The 16,483-nt window shown below is 71.6% G+C and carries 16 protein-coding genes; 6 read left to right on the top strand and 10 right to left on the bottom strand.

Annotated elements, in window-relative coordinates; translation table 11 throughout:
* The first annotated feature begins 19 nt into the window (after positions 1–19).
* Both BM349_RS13225 and BM349_RS13220 read left to right on the top strand, forming a co-directional pair.
* On the top strand, positions 20–2,095 hold the full coding sequence (locus BM349_RS13225) for an ATP-binding cassette domain-containing protein (RefSeq protein WP_091707404.1): 2,076 nt from the start codon (positions 20–22) through the stop codon (positions 2,093–2,095).
* Positions 2,092–2,913 (top strand): ABC transporter permease, encoded by an 822-nt coding sequence (locus tag BM349_RS13220; protein WP_091707403.1) that lies wholly within the window; start codon positions 2,092–2,094, stop codon positions 2,911–2,913. Before BM349_RS13225 ends, BM349_RS13220 begins: the two co-directional genes overlap by 4 nt.
* Before the next feature lie 19 nt (positions 2,914–2,932).
* On the opposite strand, the gene BM349_RS13215 is transcribed toward BM349_RS13220, so the two are convergent.
* Positions 2,933–3,397 carry a hypothetical protein gene (locus BM349_RS13215; protein WP_091707402.1) on the bottom strand — a complete coding sequence of 155 codons (465 nt, stop codon included), beginning with the start codon at positions 3,395–3,397 and terminating at the stop codon, positions 2,933–2,935.
* Between the two features lie 103 nt (positions 3,398–3,500).
* Here BM349_RS13215 and cofG point away from each other — a divergent pair, with 103 nt between their 5' ends.
* From cofG to cofC, 4 genes are read left to right on the top strand one after another with little or no spacing between them, the layout of a single operon-like run.
* Positions 3,501–5,891, top strand: a complete 2,391-nt coding sequence (gene cofG, locus BM349_RS13210) for a 7,8-didemethyl-8-hydroxy-5-deazariboflavin synthase CofG (RefSeq protein ID WP_254773898.1) — start codon at positions 3,501–3,503, stop codon at positions 5,889–5,891.
* Positions 5,888–7,411, top strand: a complete 1,524-nt coding sequence (locus BM349_RS13205; RefSeq protein WP_091707401.1) for a flavin-containing monooxygenase — start codon at positions 5,888–5,890, stop codon at positions 7,409–7,411. Before cofG ends, BM349_RS13205 begins: the two co-directional genes overlap by 4 nt.
* Entirely contained in the window at positions 7,408–8,439 is a 1,032-nt protein-coding gene (gene fgd, locus BM349_RS13200) for a glucose-6-phosphate dehydrogenase (coenzyme-F420) (protein ID WP_091707400.1), read from the top strand. The genes BM349_RS13205 and fgd overlap by 4 nt, the downstream gene beginning before the upstream one ends.
* Positions 8,436–9,092 (top strand): 2-phospho-L-lactate guanylyltransferase, encoded by a 657-nt coding sequence (cofC, locus tag BM349_RS13195; protein ID WP_175525302.1) that lies wholly within the window; start codon positions 8,436–8,438, stop codon positions 9,090–9,092. Before fgd ends, cofC begins: the two co-directional genes overlap by 4 nt.
* On the opposite strand, the gene BM349_RS13190 is transcribed toward cofC, so the two are convergent.
* The 9 genes from BM349_RS13190 to BM349_RS13150 form a co-directional block, all read right to left on the bottom strand.
* Positions 9,077–9,817 carry a sulfite exporter TauE/SafE family protein gene (locus BM349_RS13190; RefSeq protein WP_091707399.1) on the bottom strand — a complete coding sequence of 247 codons (741 nt, stop codon included), beginning with the start codon at positions 9,815–9,817 and terminating at the stop codon, positions 9,077–9,079. The two genes, cofC and BM349_RS13190, sit on opposite strands and share 16 nt — an antisense overlap.
* 1 nt (position 9,818) lies before the next feature.
* Entirely contained in the window at positions 9,819–10,823 is a 1,005-nt protein-coding gene (gene cofD / locus BM349_RS13185; RefSeq protein WP_254773897.1) for a 2-phospho-L-lactate transferase, read from the bottom strand.
* Positions 10,820–11,617 carry a uroporphyrinogen-III synthase gene (locus BM349_RS13180; protein ID WP_091707397.1) on the bottom strand — a complete coding sequence of 266 codons (798 nt, stop codon included), beginning with the start codon at positions 11,615–11,617 and terminating at the stop codon, positions 10,820–10,822. Before BM349_RS13180 ends, cofD begins: the two co-directional genes overlap by 4 nt.
* 195 nt (positions 11,618–11,812) lie before the next feature.
* A complete protein-coding gene (locus tag BM349_RS13175; RefSeq protein ID WP_091707396.1) occupies positions 11,813–12,112 on the bottom strand; it encodes a hypothetical protein in 300 nt (99 codons plus the stop codon).
* Positions 12,102–12,503, bottom strand: a complete 402-nt coding sequence (locus BM349_RS13170) for a phage holin family protein (protein ID WP_091707395.1) — start codon at positions 12,501–12,503, stop codon at positions 12,102–12,104. Before BM349_RS13170 ends, BM349_RS13175 begins: the two co-directional genes overlap by 11 nt.
* A 1-nt stretch (position 12,504) precedes the next feature.
* Entirely contained in the window at positions 12,505–12,903 is a 399-nt protein-coding gene (locus BM349_RS13165; protein WP_091707394.1) for a hypothetical protein, read from the bottom strand.
* A 133-nt stretch (positions 12,904–13,036) separates the two neighbouring features.
* Positions 13,037–14,497, bottom strand: coding sequence for a protoporphyrinogen oxidase (gene hemG, locus BM349_RS13160; protein ID WP_091707393.1), 1,461 nt, complete (start codon positions 14,495–14,497; stop codon positions 13,037–13,039).
* Between the two features lie 104 nt (positions 14,498–14,601).
* On the bottom strand, positions 14,602–15,453 hold the full coding sequence (locus BM349_RS13155; protein ID WP_091707392.1) for an ABC transporter ATP-binding protein: 852 nt from the start codon (positions 15,451–15,453) through the stop codon (positions 14,602–14,604).
* Positions 15,450–16,481 (bottom strand): ABC transporter ATP-binding protein, encoded by a 1,032-nt coding sequence (locus BM349_RS13150; protein WP_254773896.1) that lies wholly within the window; start codon positions 16,479–16,481, stop codon positions 15,450–15,452. Before BM349_RS13150 ends, BM349_RS13155 begins: the two co-directional genes overlap by 4 nt.
* Positions 16,482–16,483 lie beyond the last annotated feature (2 nt).

Here is a 16,483-nt window from a genome sequence, read left to right as displayed (position 1 = left end):
TGACGACGAGAGGTTCGGCATGCCCGAAGGACAGGTGCTGGAGTTCTCCGGAATCACCAAGCGGTTCGGTGCCGTCACCGCCGTCTCAGACTTCTCCGCACGTGTCGAGCCGGGTCTGGTGACCGGGTTCCTCGGCCCGAACGGGGCCGGGAAGACCACCACTCTTCGCGTGCTACTGGGGCTGGTGCGCGCCTCCGACGGCACCGCCACGATCGGCGGTTCGCCGTACGCGTCCCTCGACGCACCGCTGCAGACGGTCGGGGCCGTTCTGGAGGCTTCGAGCTTCCACCCGGGCCGCACCGCCGCGAACCATCTGAAGGTCTACGCGCAGGCAGCCGGACTGCCGCTCACGCGGGTGGCGGAGACCCTCGGACTCGTCGGGCTCGCCGACGTCGGCGGTCGCAAGGTGGGCGGCTTCTCGCTCGGCATGAGGCAGCGACTCGGCCTCGCGTATGCGCTGCTCGGCGACCCGGGAGTCCTGGTGCTCGACGAGCCCGCCAACGGGCTCGACCCCGAGGGCATCAAGTGGATGCGCGGCTTCCTCCGGCAGCTCGCGCGCGAGGGCCGCACCGTCTTCGTCTCGTCCCACCTCCTCGCCGAAGTGCAGCAGACCGTCGACTCGGTGCTGATCATCTCTCAGGGACGCCTCGTGTTCCAGGGCACCCTCGAGGACCTCGCCGACCCGTCGGAGTTCGCGACGGTCGTCGATTCCCCCGACCGCGCCGGCCTCGCCGGTGCGCTCACGGCGGCCGATGTCCCGTTCGAACTGCTCCGCTCCGGTCTGACCGTGCGGGGGCTCGACCCTGCGGCGGTCGGCGCTGTGGCCGCATCCGCCGGGGTGGCCCTGTCGTCGCTGCAGCGGCGCGGTCCGGCGCTCGAGGAGGTCTTCCTCGACCTGGTCAGCGGGGCGCGCGTGCACCCCACCGCGGGCGCCGCGCCGATGGGTGCGGTCGCGGCAGTCGGGGCGGTCGCCGCGGCAGGGACGGGTGCCGGCGACGGGGCCGAGCCGACTGGGGCCGCGGAGAGCGCGGATGCCGAGGCCGGCGCAGCGGAGACGGCCGCAGTGGCGGCGGATCTGGACGCGGAGAGCGGCAGCGCTCCCGGTGCAGCGGTCGCTGCCGGAGCCGCCGCGGGAGCTGTCGCATGGGCGGCATCGGATGCGGACGAAACCGACGCGGATGCCGGCGCCGATACGGGCGGCGATGCCGATGCGGATGCCGACATCGACCTGGATGCCGATGGGGACTCGGATGCCGAGCCTCCGCTCGAGGCCGCGGTCGATCCCTCGCCGACCGCGCTGTACGCGGTCGCCAGCACCGGAGTGATCGACATCATCTCGTCCGCGGGCGATCCCGAGACCGATGCCTACCAGGACGGTCTCGCGCTCGACGCGGATCCGGACGTCGAGGCGCTCGGCGCGATCGACGCGGAGCTCTCCGGCGCGGAGGAGCCGCTCGACGCGGACCCGGGCGAGCCGGTCTCCGAAGACCGCCCGTGGGAGCGGTACGTGAAGACGGAAGCCGACGTCGAGGCGGACGCGTTCTTCGCGTCCTTCACGGCCGCGCAGGCCGCAGAGGCCGCGGCCGACGCCGAAGGCGCCGCCGGCGAGGGGGACGGCGGGCAGGATGCCGATGGCGACCCTGAACCGGACGCCGATGGCGGCGGCGAGTCGGATGCCGAGGGCGGGGAGTCCGGCGACACGCCGGAGGGCTGGGTGAGCGAGGATGCTCCGGTCGTCGACGACGATCCCGGGGATCAGACCGACGACGACCTCGGCGCGCAGGCGGAACCGGTCGCAGACGCATCCGAGCCGGAGCCGGAGCCAGAGCCCGAACCGGAACCCGAGCCGGAGCCTGAGCCTGAGCCTGAACCGGAACCGGAACCCGAACCCGAGCCGGATCCCGAGCCCGAACCAGAGCCCGAACCCGAGCCCGAACCCGAGCCCGAACCTGAGCACGAACCCGAGGACGCAGCATCCGAATCGGAGCCGTCCGATGACACGAGCGAGCTCGGCACGCTGTCGGATCTCTCGCCCGACTGGGTCGAGGACGATGTCCATCGGCGCTCGGATGACGAGGGGGGTGAGCAGCGATGAGCCTCGCGAACGCCACCCGCTCGGAGGCGACCAAGCAGTTCACGACGTCGATGTGGTGGATCCTCGCGATCGTGCTGTTCGCCTACATCGGGTTCACGGCCGCCGTCCTGGGATTCGTGTTCTCCGCCGCGGCGACCGGCTCGCTGCCCGGGGATGCTCCGCAGATCCCCGCTGAAGGTCTGCCGGCGACGCTGTACAGCACCGCGACCGCGGTGGGCTATGTCTTTCCGCTGCTGATCGGCACCCTCATGGTGACGACCGAGTTCCGCCACAAGACGCTGACGCCGACGTTCCTCGCGACGCCGCGGCGCGGAGTCGTGCTGGGCGGCAAGATCGCGATCGGCGTGCTCCTCGGGGTGCTCTTCGGCGTGGTCGGCGTCGTGGCGTCGGTCGCCCCTTCGGCTGCACTCCTGGCCGGCTACGGACTCGAGACCGACCTCGGCTCGGGCGACACCTGGGCCCTGTTCGGACGGATGATCCTCGCGTTCGTGCTCTGGGTGCTCGTGGGCATCGGCGTCGGCGCGCTCGTCCGCAACCAGGTCGGCGCGATCGTCGGCGTGCTCGTCTTCACCCAGTTCCTCGAGCCGGTCGGCCGCACCGCAGCCGGGTTCGTCGAGGGCCTGACGAACATCACGCGATTCCTCCCGGGCGCGGCCAGCGATGCGCTCGTCGGAGCGAGCCTGTTCAGCACCGCAGCGCCGGGGCTGCCCGCAGAGGACCCGCTGCAGTGGTGGATCGGCGGCCTCGTGCTGCTCGGCTACGCCGTGGTCCTCCTGGTGCTCGGCCACCTGCTCAGCTGGCGGCGCGACGTCACCTGACCGCCTCGCGGGCCGCTGCTCAGGTCGCGGTGACCGGCTTCGGCCTGCGGGCGCGCGCCTTCTTGGCGGGTGGCAGGTCTGCGACGGGGATCGTGCCGGTCGCGATGTCGACCACGTCCTCGGCCGTGCCGGTCACGTCGAGCTTGAGCGATTGGACCAGCGCCAGGCCGTGGCGTGTCGTGAGGATGACGCGCTGGTAGTCGGGGTGACCATCGAGGTCGATCACGACGCTCGCGCGATGCCGGCGGATGATCGCGAAGTCATCGCCGCCGGAGGACTTCCATGTTCCCATCGCGATGACGCCGCGAAGGTGTGTGCCGGGGCTCGGAACGCCGCGCAGCCACGTCCACGCGTCGTCGGTCAGCTGGACCTTCGTGATCGTCGAGCGCTCGATCGCCACATTCCCCTTGTGGAATGCAAGGGCCCGCTCGGCGCCCGACAGCACGATCTCGAGCTGCGTCGAGTCGAGCAGGAGCGTGACCATGGCACCAGTCTGCCAGGGGGTTTGGACGCCCACCTGGTGATTTGCTTACGGACGGACAACGATCCCGGAGCCGCCGCAGCCCTCGCGGTGCAAGACTGGAACGGTGACCCTGCTCGAACCCGCGCGAGCCGTCGGCGGATCCACGATCGCCGACGTCCTCGATCGAGCCGCCCACGGCGGGCGCCTGAGCGCCGACGATGCCGAGTCGCTGCTGCGCGCCGAGGGCGCCGATTTCGACCGCATGCTGCAGATCGCCGGCGCCACGCGCGACGCGGGGCTGGCGGCATCCGGTCGACCCGGAGTCATCACCTACTCGCGCAAGGTGTTCATCCCGCTCACCACGCTGTGCCGTGACCGCTGCCACTACTGCATCTTCGTGGACACCCCTGCGCAGCTGCGCAAGCTGCGCAAGCCGACCTACATGTCGCCCGAACAGGTGCACACGGTCGCACGTCAGGGCGCCGCGCTGGGGTGCAAGGAGGCGCTGCTCACCCTCGGCGATCGCCCCGAGGACCGCTGGCCCGAGGCCCGCGCGTGGCTCGACGAACACGGCTACGCCTCGACCCTCGACTACGTCGGAGCCATGGCCCGGTTCATCACCGCCGAGACCGGACTGCTCGCCCACCTCAACCCCGGCGTCATGTCGGCTGACGAACTGCGGATGCTGCGACCCACCGCGCCGTCCATGGGCATGATGCTCGAGACGACATCGCGCCGGCTGTTCGAGGAGCCCGGACAGGTGCACTACGGCTCCCCCGACAAGGATCCCGAGCTGCGTCTGAGTGTGATCGACGACGCCGGGCGCGAGCGCGTGCCGTTCACGACCGGCATCCTGGTCGGCATCGGCGAGACCCTTCGCGACCGCGCCGAGTCCCTCGTCGCCATCCGAGCCGCGCACGAGCAGCACGCGCACGTGCAGGAGGTGATCGTGCAGAACTTCCGCGCGAAGCGGCGCACGGCCATGCAGGATGCGCCCGACGCGTCGGCGCTCGAGTACGTCGCCGCTGTCGCGGTCGCGCGGCTCGTGATGGGGCCGAGCATGCGCATTCAGGTGCCGCCGAACCTGTCGGACACGGCCGAGTTCGAGCTGCTGCTTCGCGCCGGCGCCGACGACTGGGGCGGCGTGTCACCACTGACCGCAGACCACGTGAACCCCGAGCGTCCGTGGCCGCATCTGTCCGAACTCGCCGATCGCACCGCTGAGCTCGGATTCGAGCTGCGCGAGCGCCTGACCGCGCACCCCGAGTACGTTCGGGACGCCGACACCTGGATCGATCCGGCGCTGCACCCGGCGGTCTCCGCCCTCGCGGACCCTGCGTCAGGGTTGGCCTCGACCACAGCTGCGTCCGCGAACCCACAGGTTCGCCGCGAACCCATCCGTTCCGGCGCCACAGATCGTATGGGGTCGCACGGAGGGCATGGGTTCGGCGAACGGGGCGGAGTCGGGGGGCTCGCGGAGCGCGCGGCGGCGGACCCGCTGAGCCTCGACGACGCGGAGTGGTCCGACCTGCTGCGCGCGACGGGTCCGGACCTCGACGCCCTGGCGGCGACCGCGGACGACGTGCGCCGCTACACGGTCGGCGAGGCCGTGAGCCTCGTGGTCAACCGCAACCTCACTTCGAGCGGGTTCGGATCGACACCGACGGGCGAACCCGGGACGTTCACGCTCGACGACGTCGCGGCGATCGCGGCGGATGCGTGGGACCTCGGAGCCACCGAGATCTGCGTGCAGGGTCGGCTGCCGGAGGCGGAAGACCCGCGCGCCTATCTCGACATCGCACGCGCGATCAAGGCGGCAACTCCCGAGGTGCACCTGCACGCCTACCGGCCACAGGACGTTCGGGATCTCGCCGAGCGCGGGGGCCTCGGACTCGACGCGGCCCTGGAGGCCCTGCGCGACGCCGGAGTGGACACGGTCCCGGGGACGGGCGTCAAGGTGCTGAGCGAGCGCGTCCGCGCGCTCGTGGCGCCCGGAGACCTGGAGATCGAGCGCTGGGTCGAGGGGATCTCGGCGGCGCATCGCGCCGGATTCCGCTCCACGAGCGTCATCTTCTACGGGCACGTCGAGACCGCCGAGGAGCGGATCGCGCACCTGCGCCGCCTGCGGGCGATTCAAGCCGACACCGGCGGCTTCACCGAGTTCGTGCCGATCCCGCTGCCGGGCCCGGGCGGCGGTGTGCCGCTGGTCGGCGACCGGGCCACGATCGACGAGCACCGTGCGATGGTCGCCGTCTCGCGGCTCATGCTGAGCGGCAGCATCCCGCACATCCAGATCCCGTGGACCCGCGTCGGCCGCGACGCCGCCGCGATCCTCCTGCAATCGGGAGGGGATGACCTCGGCGGCACCCTGCTGGACGGGCGCGTGCTGCCCGAGGCCGGCATCGAACACGGCCTCGAGCTGCCGATGAAGGACGCCGCGCGCATCGCCGCGGGCCTGTTCCGTCCGTTCCGTCAGCGCACGACCGATTACCGGGAGCCGGAGGCACGACGATGACGCGCATGCAGGTCGCGATCGTCGGCGCCGGCTTCGCGGGCCTCGGCATGGCGATCGCGCTGCGCCGCGCCGGGCGGGAGGACTTCCTGATCCTCGAGCGGGCGGCATCGGTCGGCGGAACGTGGCGGGACAACACCTACCCCGGCGTCGCGTGCGATGTGCCGTCGCACCTGTACGGCTTCGCGACCCACCCGAACCCGGACTGGTCGGGGGTGTTCGCCCGCGGCGACGAGATCCGCCGCTACCTCGAAGGCGTCGCCGACCGCGAGCGCCTCGGCGACCGGCTGCGGCTTCGCACGCCCGTACTGTCCGCCGAATGGGATGCCGCGGCCTCCGTCTGGCGCATCGAGACCGGGGGCGATGCACCCGGCGCGATCGAGGCCGACGCCCTCGTGCTCGCGTGCGGACGCCTGACCGAGCCGGCGATCCCCGACATCGAGGGTCTGGAGACGTTCCCGGGGCCTCTGTTCCACTCATCCCGCTGGGACCACGATGCCGGGCTCGCCGGCGCCCGGGTCGCGCTCGTGGGCACCGGTGCGAGCGCCGTGCAGCTGCTCCCGGAGCTGGCACGCGTCGCCGAGCACGTCACGCTCTTCCAGCGCACACCGGCCTGGATCGTCCCGCGCGGCGGTGCGGCCTACGACGACGCGGATCGTCGTCGCTTCGCCGCATACCCGGGTGAGCTCGCCCGCCTTCGCGGGGAGCTGTATCTGGAGGGCGAGGCGCGATTCGCGTCGCGATCGGGGGATGCCGATGCGGCGGCGACTGCTCGCGGGATCGCGCTCGAGCACCTGTATGCGCAGATCGCCGACCCGGCACTGCGCACCGCGCTCACGCCCGACTACGCGTTCGGGTGCAAGCGCGTGCTCCTCTCGGATGAGTTCTACCCCGCTGTGGCCGGCCGCCGGGTGACGCTGGAGCCCTCGGCCCTCGCGACCGTGGAGGGCAGCACGCTCACCTCGGCCGACGGGTCCGTCTTCGACGCCGACGTCCTCGTGCTCGCCACCGGGTTCGCTTCCACGCAGCAGCCCTATGCCGACCTCGTTCGCGGCGAAGCGGGCATCACGCTCGCCGAGCACTGGTCGGAGGGCATGACCTCATTCGGCTCCACCGTTGTCGGCGGCTTCCCGAACATGTTCGTCCTGAACGGACCGAACGCCTCGCTCGGGCACAACTCATCCGTGCTCATGATCGAGGAACAGGCCGCGTACGCCGTCCGCGCACTCGGGCACGGGGACGCGGCGGGCACCGTGCTGCGCGTGGACCCGGTCGCCGAGCAGCGCTACACCGACGAGATCGCGACGGCGTCGGCATCCACCCCCTGGATCGCAGGCGGATGCCGCAACTGGTACGTCGACGAGCGCTCGGGGCGCCTGACCCTGCTGTGGCCGGGAACGGTCGACGCGTTCCGCGCGCGACTGGCGGCAGCCGACGGCTCGGAGTTCGAATCGCTCGCCGAACCGCGCAGCGCACCGACGAAGGGCGCGTCCACCGACGGCGTGCCGAGAGGAGCATCATGAACGTTCCACCGCCATCGGAGCCGAAGATCCGGTTCGGCTACAAGGCGTCGGCCGAGCAGTTCGGACCCAACGAGCTGTGCGAGTTCTCGGTCCTCGCCGAGGAGATGGGCTTCGATTCGGTGTTCGTCTCCGACCACCTGCAGCCGTGGCTGCACGAAGGCGGTCACGCTCCGGCATCCATCCCCTGGCTCGGCGCGCTCGGCGCGCGCACGTCGCGCGTGCTGATCGGAACGTCGGTGCTCACTCCGACGTTCCGCTACAACCCGACGGTGATCGCGCAGGACTTCGCGACGCTCGGGGTGATGTACCCGGGCCGTGTGATCCTCGGGGTCGGCACCGGTGAGGCGCTGAACGAGGCCAACCTCGGCTTCGCGTGGCCAGACCCGCCCGAGCGCTTCCAGCGCCTCAAGGAGGCCATCACGCTGATCGAGCGGCTCTGGTCGGATGAGCGCGTCACCTTCGACGGGACGTACTACCAGACCCGCAACATCACGATCTACGACAAGCTCGACCAGCCGGTGCCGATCTACATCGGCGCCGCCGGGCCGGCCGCGACCCGCCTCGCAGGGCGCATCGCGGACGGCTTCATCACGACCTCGGGTAAGGCGCAGAGCCTGTACACCGAGACCCTCCTGCCAGCCCTGCACGAAGGGCTGGAGAAGGCCGGGCGCAGCCCTGACTCGATCGACACGCTGATGGAGGTCAAGGTCTCCTACCACCCCGACCCCGCGGTCGCCCTGGAGAAGACGCGGTTCTGGGCCCCGCTCGCGCTCAGCCCCGAGGAGAAGATGGGCATCGACGACCCGCTCGAGATGCAGCGGCTCGGAGAGCAGCTGCCGATCGAGCGCGCGGCATCCCGCTTCATCGTCTCGACCGACCCCGATGAGCACGTCGAGCAGATCGCGCGATACGTCGACATGGGCTTCCGCCACCTCGTCTTCCACGACCCCGGCCACGACCAGGAGGAGTTCCTGCGCATGTACGGAGCCGAGATCCTGCCGCGGCTGCGCGCACGGTTCGGAGAGTGACAGCGCACCGGAGCGCAGGACAGGGCTGGGCGGTCATCATCCCGGTGAAGCCCGCTGCGGTCGGAAAGTCGCGGCTGTGGATCCCGACCGTCGACCGGGTGACGCTGGCGCGCGCGATCGCACTCGACACGATCGCGGCGGCCGCGGCCTGCGCGGAGGTCGCCCAGGTGATCGTGGTGACCGACGACGGCGCGCTCGTCGCGGTGGCGTTCGACATCCCGGGGCTCAGGTTCGTGCCTGAGGACGACGGCACCGGCAGGGCCCTCGGCATCGACGCGGCGGTCGCGGTCGGCGCCCGCGCCGCGGGCGAGCGGATGCCGCGCGCCGCACTGCTCGGAGATCTCCCGGCGCTGCGTCCGGACGACCTCGCGGCCGCTCTGGCCGCGGCCGCCGGCGAGGAGCGCGCTGCCGTGGCCGATGCGGAAGGCACGGGGACGACCCTCGTCACGGCGAGGGGCGGCCTCCCGCTGCTGACGTCGTTCGGCGCGGGGTCGTACTCCCGGCACCTCGCGCTCGGGTGCACGCCGCTCGCGATCGCGGACGACTCGAGCCTGCGGCGCGACGTCGACACCGCCGAGCAGCTCGATGTCGCCGCCGAGCTCGGCGTCGGCGCGCACACCGCCCGCGTGCTGAGGACTCAGACCAGCAGGTAGAGAGCGCCGACCACGGTGAAGATGACCACCAGCCGTTCGAACAGCGTCTGGTTCATCCGCCCGGCGAGCCATCGACCCAGCAGGGCGCCGCCGACGACGAGCGGCACCAGCACGAGGTCGATCAGCAGGCCGGGGACGGTGATCAGGCCCAGACCGATCGAGAACGGGACCTTGCTGATGTTGACGATCGCGAAGAACCAGGCCGCGGTTCCGAGGAACTCCTTGACCGGGAACCTCATCGCGAGGAAGTACATCGACATCACCGGACCCGCCGCATTCGCGACCATCGTGGTGAAGCCGCCGAGTGTGCCGTACGTCGCTGCCGCCAGTCGGTGCGGCCCTTCGTCGGCGACCGGGCCGCCCATGCGCCTGCGGAAGAGCGTCACCGCGATCACCACGAGGAGGATGACCCCGATCGACTTCTTGACCCACACGTCGTCGGCGAAGAAGAGGAAGAGGACGCCGACGAGGATGCCGGCGATCACGGCGGGTGCCAGCCCCAGAAGGGCCTTCCAATTCGCATTCCGCCGGTAGGCCAGCACCGCGAAGATGTCCGCGACGATCAGCAGCAGCAGGATCGTCCCGGTGGACTGCTTGGCGGGCAGCACCGCGGCGAAGATCGCAACGGCCACCGTTCCCGCGCCCGGAACCGCGGTCTTGGACAGCCCGACGATGACGGCGGCGAGGCCGAGCAGCGCCCAGCCGAACCACAGCAGCTCCGGCACGTCAGCGACCCGCTGCGCCGAGCGCTGCCTCGACGAGCGCCGCGGATGCTCCGGTGTCGCGCATCCACAGCGGTGCGACGACGCTCCGGATGCCGAGACGGTCCACGTCGCCCGCGGCCGCGGCATCCTCCTCCGCCATGACCCACGCATCGAGCAGCCCGTCCGCCGTGCGCGCGCCGTAGTGCCCGGCGACTGCGGCCGAAGAGGTCTCGACGCCGATGGCAGCGAGGCACACATCGGCCATGCCGCGCACGATGCGGCCGCCGATGATCGGCGAGACCCCGACGACAGTGCCGGGAGCCGCGCGAAGCGCATCACGGATGCCGGGCACGGCCAGGATCGGGCCGATCGAGACGACCGGGTTGGACGGAGCGATCAGCACGACGTCGGCGCCGGCGATCGCGTCGAGGACTCCCGGCGCCGGCGCAGCCGCGGCGATCCCGGGATTCTCGAAGCGCACCGGCGTGAGCGATGCGCGGTACCGGGTCCACCACTCCTGGAAATGCAGCGGCCGCTCGGCGCCGGCGTCGCTGACGGTGACGACCGTGTCGACCTCGGCATCGGTCATCGGCAGCAGACGCGCGCCCAGCGGCCAGCGCTGTTCCATCCGGCCGATCACCTCGGTCGGCGTGAGCCCGTCGCGAAGCCAGCCGGTGCGCGCGAGGTGCGTGCCGAGGTCGAGGTCGCCGAGCGTGAACCACGGCCAGCCCGCACCCCACTCCTGCAGCTCGTGATTGACGCGCTCGCTGTCCCCCGCGCGACCCCAGCCGCGCTCGGTGTCGTTCACGCCCGCGAGCGCGTACACGATGGAATCGACGTCGGGCTGCAGGCGCACCCCTGAGAGCCACAGGTCGTCGCCGGTGTTCACGACGATCGTGATGGCGGATGCGGCGGCCTCGGCATCCGCTCGCCGCGTCAGCGCCGCGCGCACGCCCAGCGAGAACTTCGATCCGCCGACCCCTCCGGCTAGCACGACGACGCGCGGGAGCACAGTTCCGCGCGTCAAGGGGCGAATTCGTCCGCAGCGTGCGGCAGTGTGAAGCGGGCGACGGCGTCGATGAGCGCGTCGACCGTCTGCGTCGAGGCGATGACGTCGACGGTGAGCCCGGCACGGCGCGCATCCTTCGCCGTCCGCGGACCGATCGCCGCGATGACAGTGGTGTCCGGGATGTCGGGGAACTGCTGCTGGACCTGTTCGGCGACGGATCCGCTCGTCACGAGGATCGCGTTGATCCGTCCGTTGCGGACGTCCTCGGCGATCCGGTCGGTCACGGGCACACCCACCGTCCGGTAGGCGACGACGCTGCGGACGCGGTGGCCGGCCTCGACCAGCAGACGCGTGAGCACCGGCTTGGCGATCTCGCTGCGGAGAGTGAGGATGTCGCGCGGCTCAGGCTCGAGGGCGATCATCTGCTCGGCCATGCCGGCGGCCGAGTTGTCGCGCTCGGGCACGAGGTCGACCCGATAGCCGACCGCCTGCAGCGCTGCGGCGGTGGTCTCGCCCACGGCCGCGACCTTCGTCGCCGCGGGAATGGTCGCCCGGTGCGCGAAGAGCACGTCGACCGTGGTCGCGCTCGTCACCGTGAGCCAGTCGAAGGCTCCGGCCTCGAGATCCGCCAGTGCCTGGTCCAGGGTCGCCTGATCGTTCGTCGGAGCGAAGTTGATGAGCGGCGCGACGACCGGGATCGCTCCCTGGTGACGCAGATTCGCGGCCACGCCGTCGCCCCACGGCCCGCCGCGGGGTACGAGCACGCGCCAGCCCGCGAGGGGCTTGGACGAATGCTGTGGGGCGTGGTTCATGGGGTTGGCTCTCGTGGTGCGCAGTCAGCCGCCCCAAGAGATCGAGCAGCCGACAGGGCGGTTCCGAAAATCGGGGAAGGGTCGCGCCGTCGGCAGCTTTCGCACCATCGCGCTGCCTGAGTACCGAGCATACTCCCGGCGCGCGCGCTCGCGCGCGCATCCCCTTCGCCTGGGATCACCGCGCATCCGGCGCGGTCAGCGCGTGTACAGCCGAACGGCTCCCCACACGATCGCGCCGATGAGCGCGGCGCCCGCGATCACGGCCGCTGTCGCGGCGGTCGGGTTCCTGCGCGAGAACGCCCGCGCCTTGGCCACTGTCCGGTCTGTGGCGTCCGTCAGACGCTTCGGGACGTTGGCCTTCTGCTCGATCGCGGCCAGCGCGGCCTTCAACTCGGCGCGCGCCTGCTCCACCGGGTCGACGATGCCGAGCGGCACCGCGGTTCGGGGAACCGGCACGGGGGTGCGCGACGCGGGAACCGGTGAGTTAGAGCTCATCGCGGACCTCCTTGACATCCTGGACGATCGACTGCACCGGGTTCTGGGCGCGAGCCACCTTGCGGAAGCGGAGCACCCCGAGCAGGGCGAGGACCCCGGCGGTGAGGACCATCACGACGAACACGACCAGCGCGGAGACCCACGCCGGCCACCACGACGACAGCCCGATGATGGCAAAGGCCAGCAGCGCCGCGATCGACCAGAAGAGGAAGAACAGCGCCGCGACGATCCAGCCCGCACCGATCCCGGCATCTTTGGAGGTCTTCCGCAGCCAGGCCTTGGCCGCGTCGACCTCGGCGATGACGAGGTTGCGCACGAGCTCCGGGATCTCGCCGACGAGCGTGAGAAGGCCGTCGTCGGAGCGGTCGCGGAAACCCCGCGGAGTGGTCACGTCAGGCTCCGTTGCGATTCTGGTCTGCCGCGTCCGCGATGTCGTCGAGCGCCTCGTCTGCGGCGTCCTTGACGGCGCGCGCCGACTTCTGCGCTGCCGCGCTCACATCGTCGGCCTGGTCCTTGCCGGTCTTGATGGCGGCATCCAGCTTCTGACCGGGAGTGCCCTTGCTGCCGGCGGCCTTGGTGACCTTCACCGCACTGTCCCACAGGGTGCTCGGAAGGGCCATCGCGGTGGACTTCGCGAAGTCCTTGGCTTTGGCGACCTGCTCCTGCACAGGGTCGAGGTTCCATACCTTCTGGACCTGCGCCTTGATCTGCTCGTACCGCTCGCGGCCCGCGCGGGTGCCGAGCACGTAGCCCGCCGCGAGTCCGATGACGAGCCCTACTTTGCCCCTCATGGGGTCTCCTCACGCTCGAATGTCCTTGAATGTCTGCACCCAGGGTAGCCCCGTATGCCGATTCCGGCATCCGCTGGCCTCACCGGAGACGCTGTGCTACCGTCGGCGCGCCGATGACGACCTTCGACGGCCGCTACACGCGTTCATCGGGGCTTCCCCACAGCACTGTGCGGCGGACGCGCTCGGCCTCCTCGAGGGCATCGGGGACGACCTGGGCGATGCCCGTTCCGGCGACCCACGCGCCGACGACAGCGAGTCCTGGCACCGCGTGGATCGCCTCGCGGGCTGCCTCGGCGGACTCGCGGTGGCCGATCGCGGACACCGGAGGCGGCTGCTCGTAGCGAGCCCGATGCGACCCGCGGACCCGGCCCGGGTCGATCGTGACTCCCCGCAGCGCGGAAGCCTCGGCGACGGCGAGCGATTCCGCGCCGGCGTCGTCGAGCGGCGCGGTTGCGGGTTCCGCGCCCGGCCCGCCGAAGGTCACCTTGAGCACGTGGGCACCGGGACCGGCAGCACGACGCAGCCACGGCCAGCGCGCCGTCGAATCGGTGAGGGATGCCGCGGCCGAGCTGCCGGAAACCGGGTAGACCTCGGTGCGGTCGGGCTCGGCATCCAGCTCGGGAGCGTCCACCACGAGGGTCACGACCTCCAGGGCGGTGACGGGAGTCGGTTCGAGCGCGGGCACCGCGGCAGTGAGCAGGCGGTGGGCGTCGGCCGCGCCCGTGGCGACGATCACGTGGTCGGCGGGATCGACGCCGAGCCCTCCCTCCGCCGTGATGACGCTCCAGCGCCCGTTGCCGCCTCGTTCGAGTGCGGTCACAGCGCTTCCGACGACGACTTCAGCGCCCAGTTCGACGAGACGGTCGTGGAGGGCGGCGATCACGCGCGACATCCCGCCCTCGATCCCTTCGAGACCCGCGGCCGCGGATGCGCCGGCCGATGCGGCCCGGAGTTGGGAGACCCCGCCCGACAGGGAGCCCGTGCGGGTGAGTGCGGCGCTGAGTCCCGGAGCGACGGCCTCGACGTCGACGTCGTCGGGGTGGATCGAGAACGCCCCGAGGCTCAGCGGCGCGACGAGCCGTTCCAGCACGAGCTCGCCCATCCGAGTGCGCACGAGCCTGCCGAGGCTGCGCTCCTGGCCGATGGTGAGCGGCGGGCGGATCCGGTCGATGTACGCGCGCCACGCGCCGCGCCAGCCGATGAAGCGGCGGATGCGCTCGTCCCACGGATTCTCCGGGATGCCCCGGATCGTTCCGTCCGGCAGCGGCTGGGCTCCGCCTGGAATGCCCGAGATCCACACCGTGCGCGGTGCGGGCGGGACGACCGCAGCAGTGAGCCCGAGTTCCTCGATCAGCGCGCGCACGGTGCCGCCGCGGGTCGCATAGCCTTCGGCACCGAGATCGACGGCGAGCCCCGCCACCTCGTGCGTCCACACGGCTCCGCCGAGGCGGTCGTAGGCCTCGATCAGCGTCACCCGGATGCCGATCTTCGCGCATGCCAGCGCCGCGACGAGCCCCCCGATCCCGCCGCCGACGACCGTCACGCGGGCGTCATGCGCGTGCGCCGCGAGGTCGTCGAGCGGACCGTTCTGCATCCACCCATCCTGGCATCGCGACGCCGGTCGGCCGGGAGACTGCAACGGGTGCTCGAGACGTCGGGGTCACCCCGCCGTCGCGGCTCCCGGATGCAGTCTCGCGGTCAGGGGGCGGGTCGCTGAGCCCGAGCCTCGGCGCGAGTGCGGGGGCGGTCGGGGTCGGCCGGAGCCGGTTCGAAGGCGGATGCCGCGCCCTCGCCGTCGCGGGATACCTCCGGGCCGGCCACGGGAGCCGACGGGTCGTCGGCCGCGGGGTCGGATGCCGAGGCGGCAGCCCCGGTCGACTCCGACGTGATCCGCCCGTCGTGCAGCTCGATCACCCGGTCGGCGCGCTGCACCAGCAGCGGATCGTGGGTGGAGACGACGGCCGCGATCCCCTGGGTGTGCACGAGCTCGCCGATGAGGTCCATGACCGTTGCGGCCGTTCGGGAATCGAGCTGACCGGTGGGCTCGTCGGCGATGAGCACCTGCGGGCGGGCCACGATCGCGCGGGCGATGCCGACGCGCTGCTGCTGGCCGCCGGAGAGCTCACCCGGGCGCTGGGCGGCGTGATCGGCGAGCCCGACGAGGCGCAGCGCCTCGGCGACGCGCTCGTCGCGCTCGGCCGGAGCCGTGCGGGCGATGCGGAGAGGCAGCTCGACGTTCTCCGCCGCCGACAGCACCGGGATGAGTCCGAACGACTGGAACACGAAGCCCAGCTGCTCGCGCCGCAGCCGCGCAAGCGCCTCCTCGTCGAGCGAGGTCGCTTCGACGTCGCCGATCCACACCCGGCCGGAGGTGGGGCGATCCAGAACTCCGAGCAGGTTCAGGAGCGTGGTCTTGCCGGCGCCGGATGCGCCGCGCACGACGACGAGCTCACCCGGGTGCACCTCGATGTCGATGTCGACGCACGCGTGCACGTCGCCCGCCGACGATGAGAACGTGCGGGTGAGCTTCTCTGCTCGCAAGGCCGTCATGATGTCCCATCCTCGCCGGTCTCCCGTCGATCCGCGCTCAGGTCGACCTGCGGAGGCGAGGAATCGGCGGCCCGGGGCGACGCATGGGCCGGTTCGGCAGGTGACGCGGCATCCGCGGACCGGCCCGGCCACACCCCGACGTGATCGGGCTCGAGTGCGAGACGCACGCGCTCGTGCAGGTCGAGCGCGGTCACGAACTCGTCGGGCAGCTGGAGCCGGCCGACGCGGTCGACGACCGCGTACTCCTCCGCGACGTGCTGCTCGGCGCCGTGCTCGTCGAGCCGGGTCGAGCGCAGCACCTCGGTCGAGGTGCGCCCGTCGCGGATCTGCACGGTGCGCGCGACGTGCTCCGAGACGCTCGGGTCGTGGGTCACGATCAGCGTGGTGACGCCGAGCTCGCGGTTGACCGACCGCATCGCCTCGAGCACGTGCGCACTGGTCGTGTCGTCGAGTTCGCCGGTCGGCTCGTCGGCCAGGAGCACCCGCGGGCTGTTGGCGATGCCGACGGCGATCGCGACGCGCTGCTGCTCGCCGCCCGACATCTCGGCCGGGCGCCGCTCGGCGCAGTGCGAGACCTCGAGCAGGTCGAGCAGCTCGGTGACACGTGCCCGTCGCGCGGCAGCGCCTTTGGGCGCACCGGTGATCGCGAGCGCAGCGGCGACGTTCTCGCTCGCGGTCAGGTACGGCAGGAGGTTGCGCGAGGTCTGCTGCCAGACGAATCCGACACTGCGGCGGCGGAACGCCACGCGCTCCTTCTCCTTCATCGTGAGGAGGTCGCGGCCGGCGACCCACGCGACCCCGGCGGTGGGCTGGTCGAGACTCGAGAGGATCGACAGGAGCGTCGACTTGCCCGACCCCGAAGCGCCGATCACCGCGACGAGCTCGCCGGGGTCGATGCGCAGGTTGAGCCCTTGAAGGGCCTGCACCTCGACACCCTGGCCGCCGCTGGCGACGACCTTGAAGATGCGCACGAGATCCACGCACAGGATGTCGGCTCCTGAGTCGGGGCCGAGAACGGCTGTTGCCATGG

Origin of the sequence: Microbacterium sp. cf046, from assembly GCF_900114345.1 — a bacterium.
GTDB lineage: Bacteria > Actinomycetota > Actinomycetes > Actinomycetales > Microbacteriaceae > Microbacterium.
Note: the sequence above shows the minus strand (reverse complement) of the source record. Positions and strands in the feature narration are given on the sequence as shown.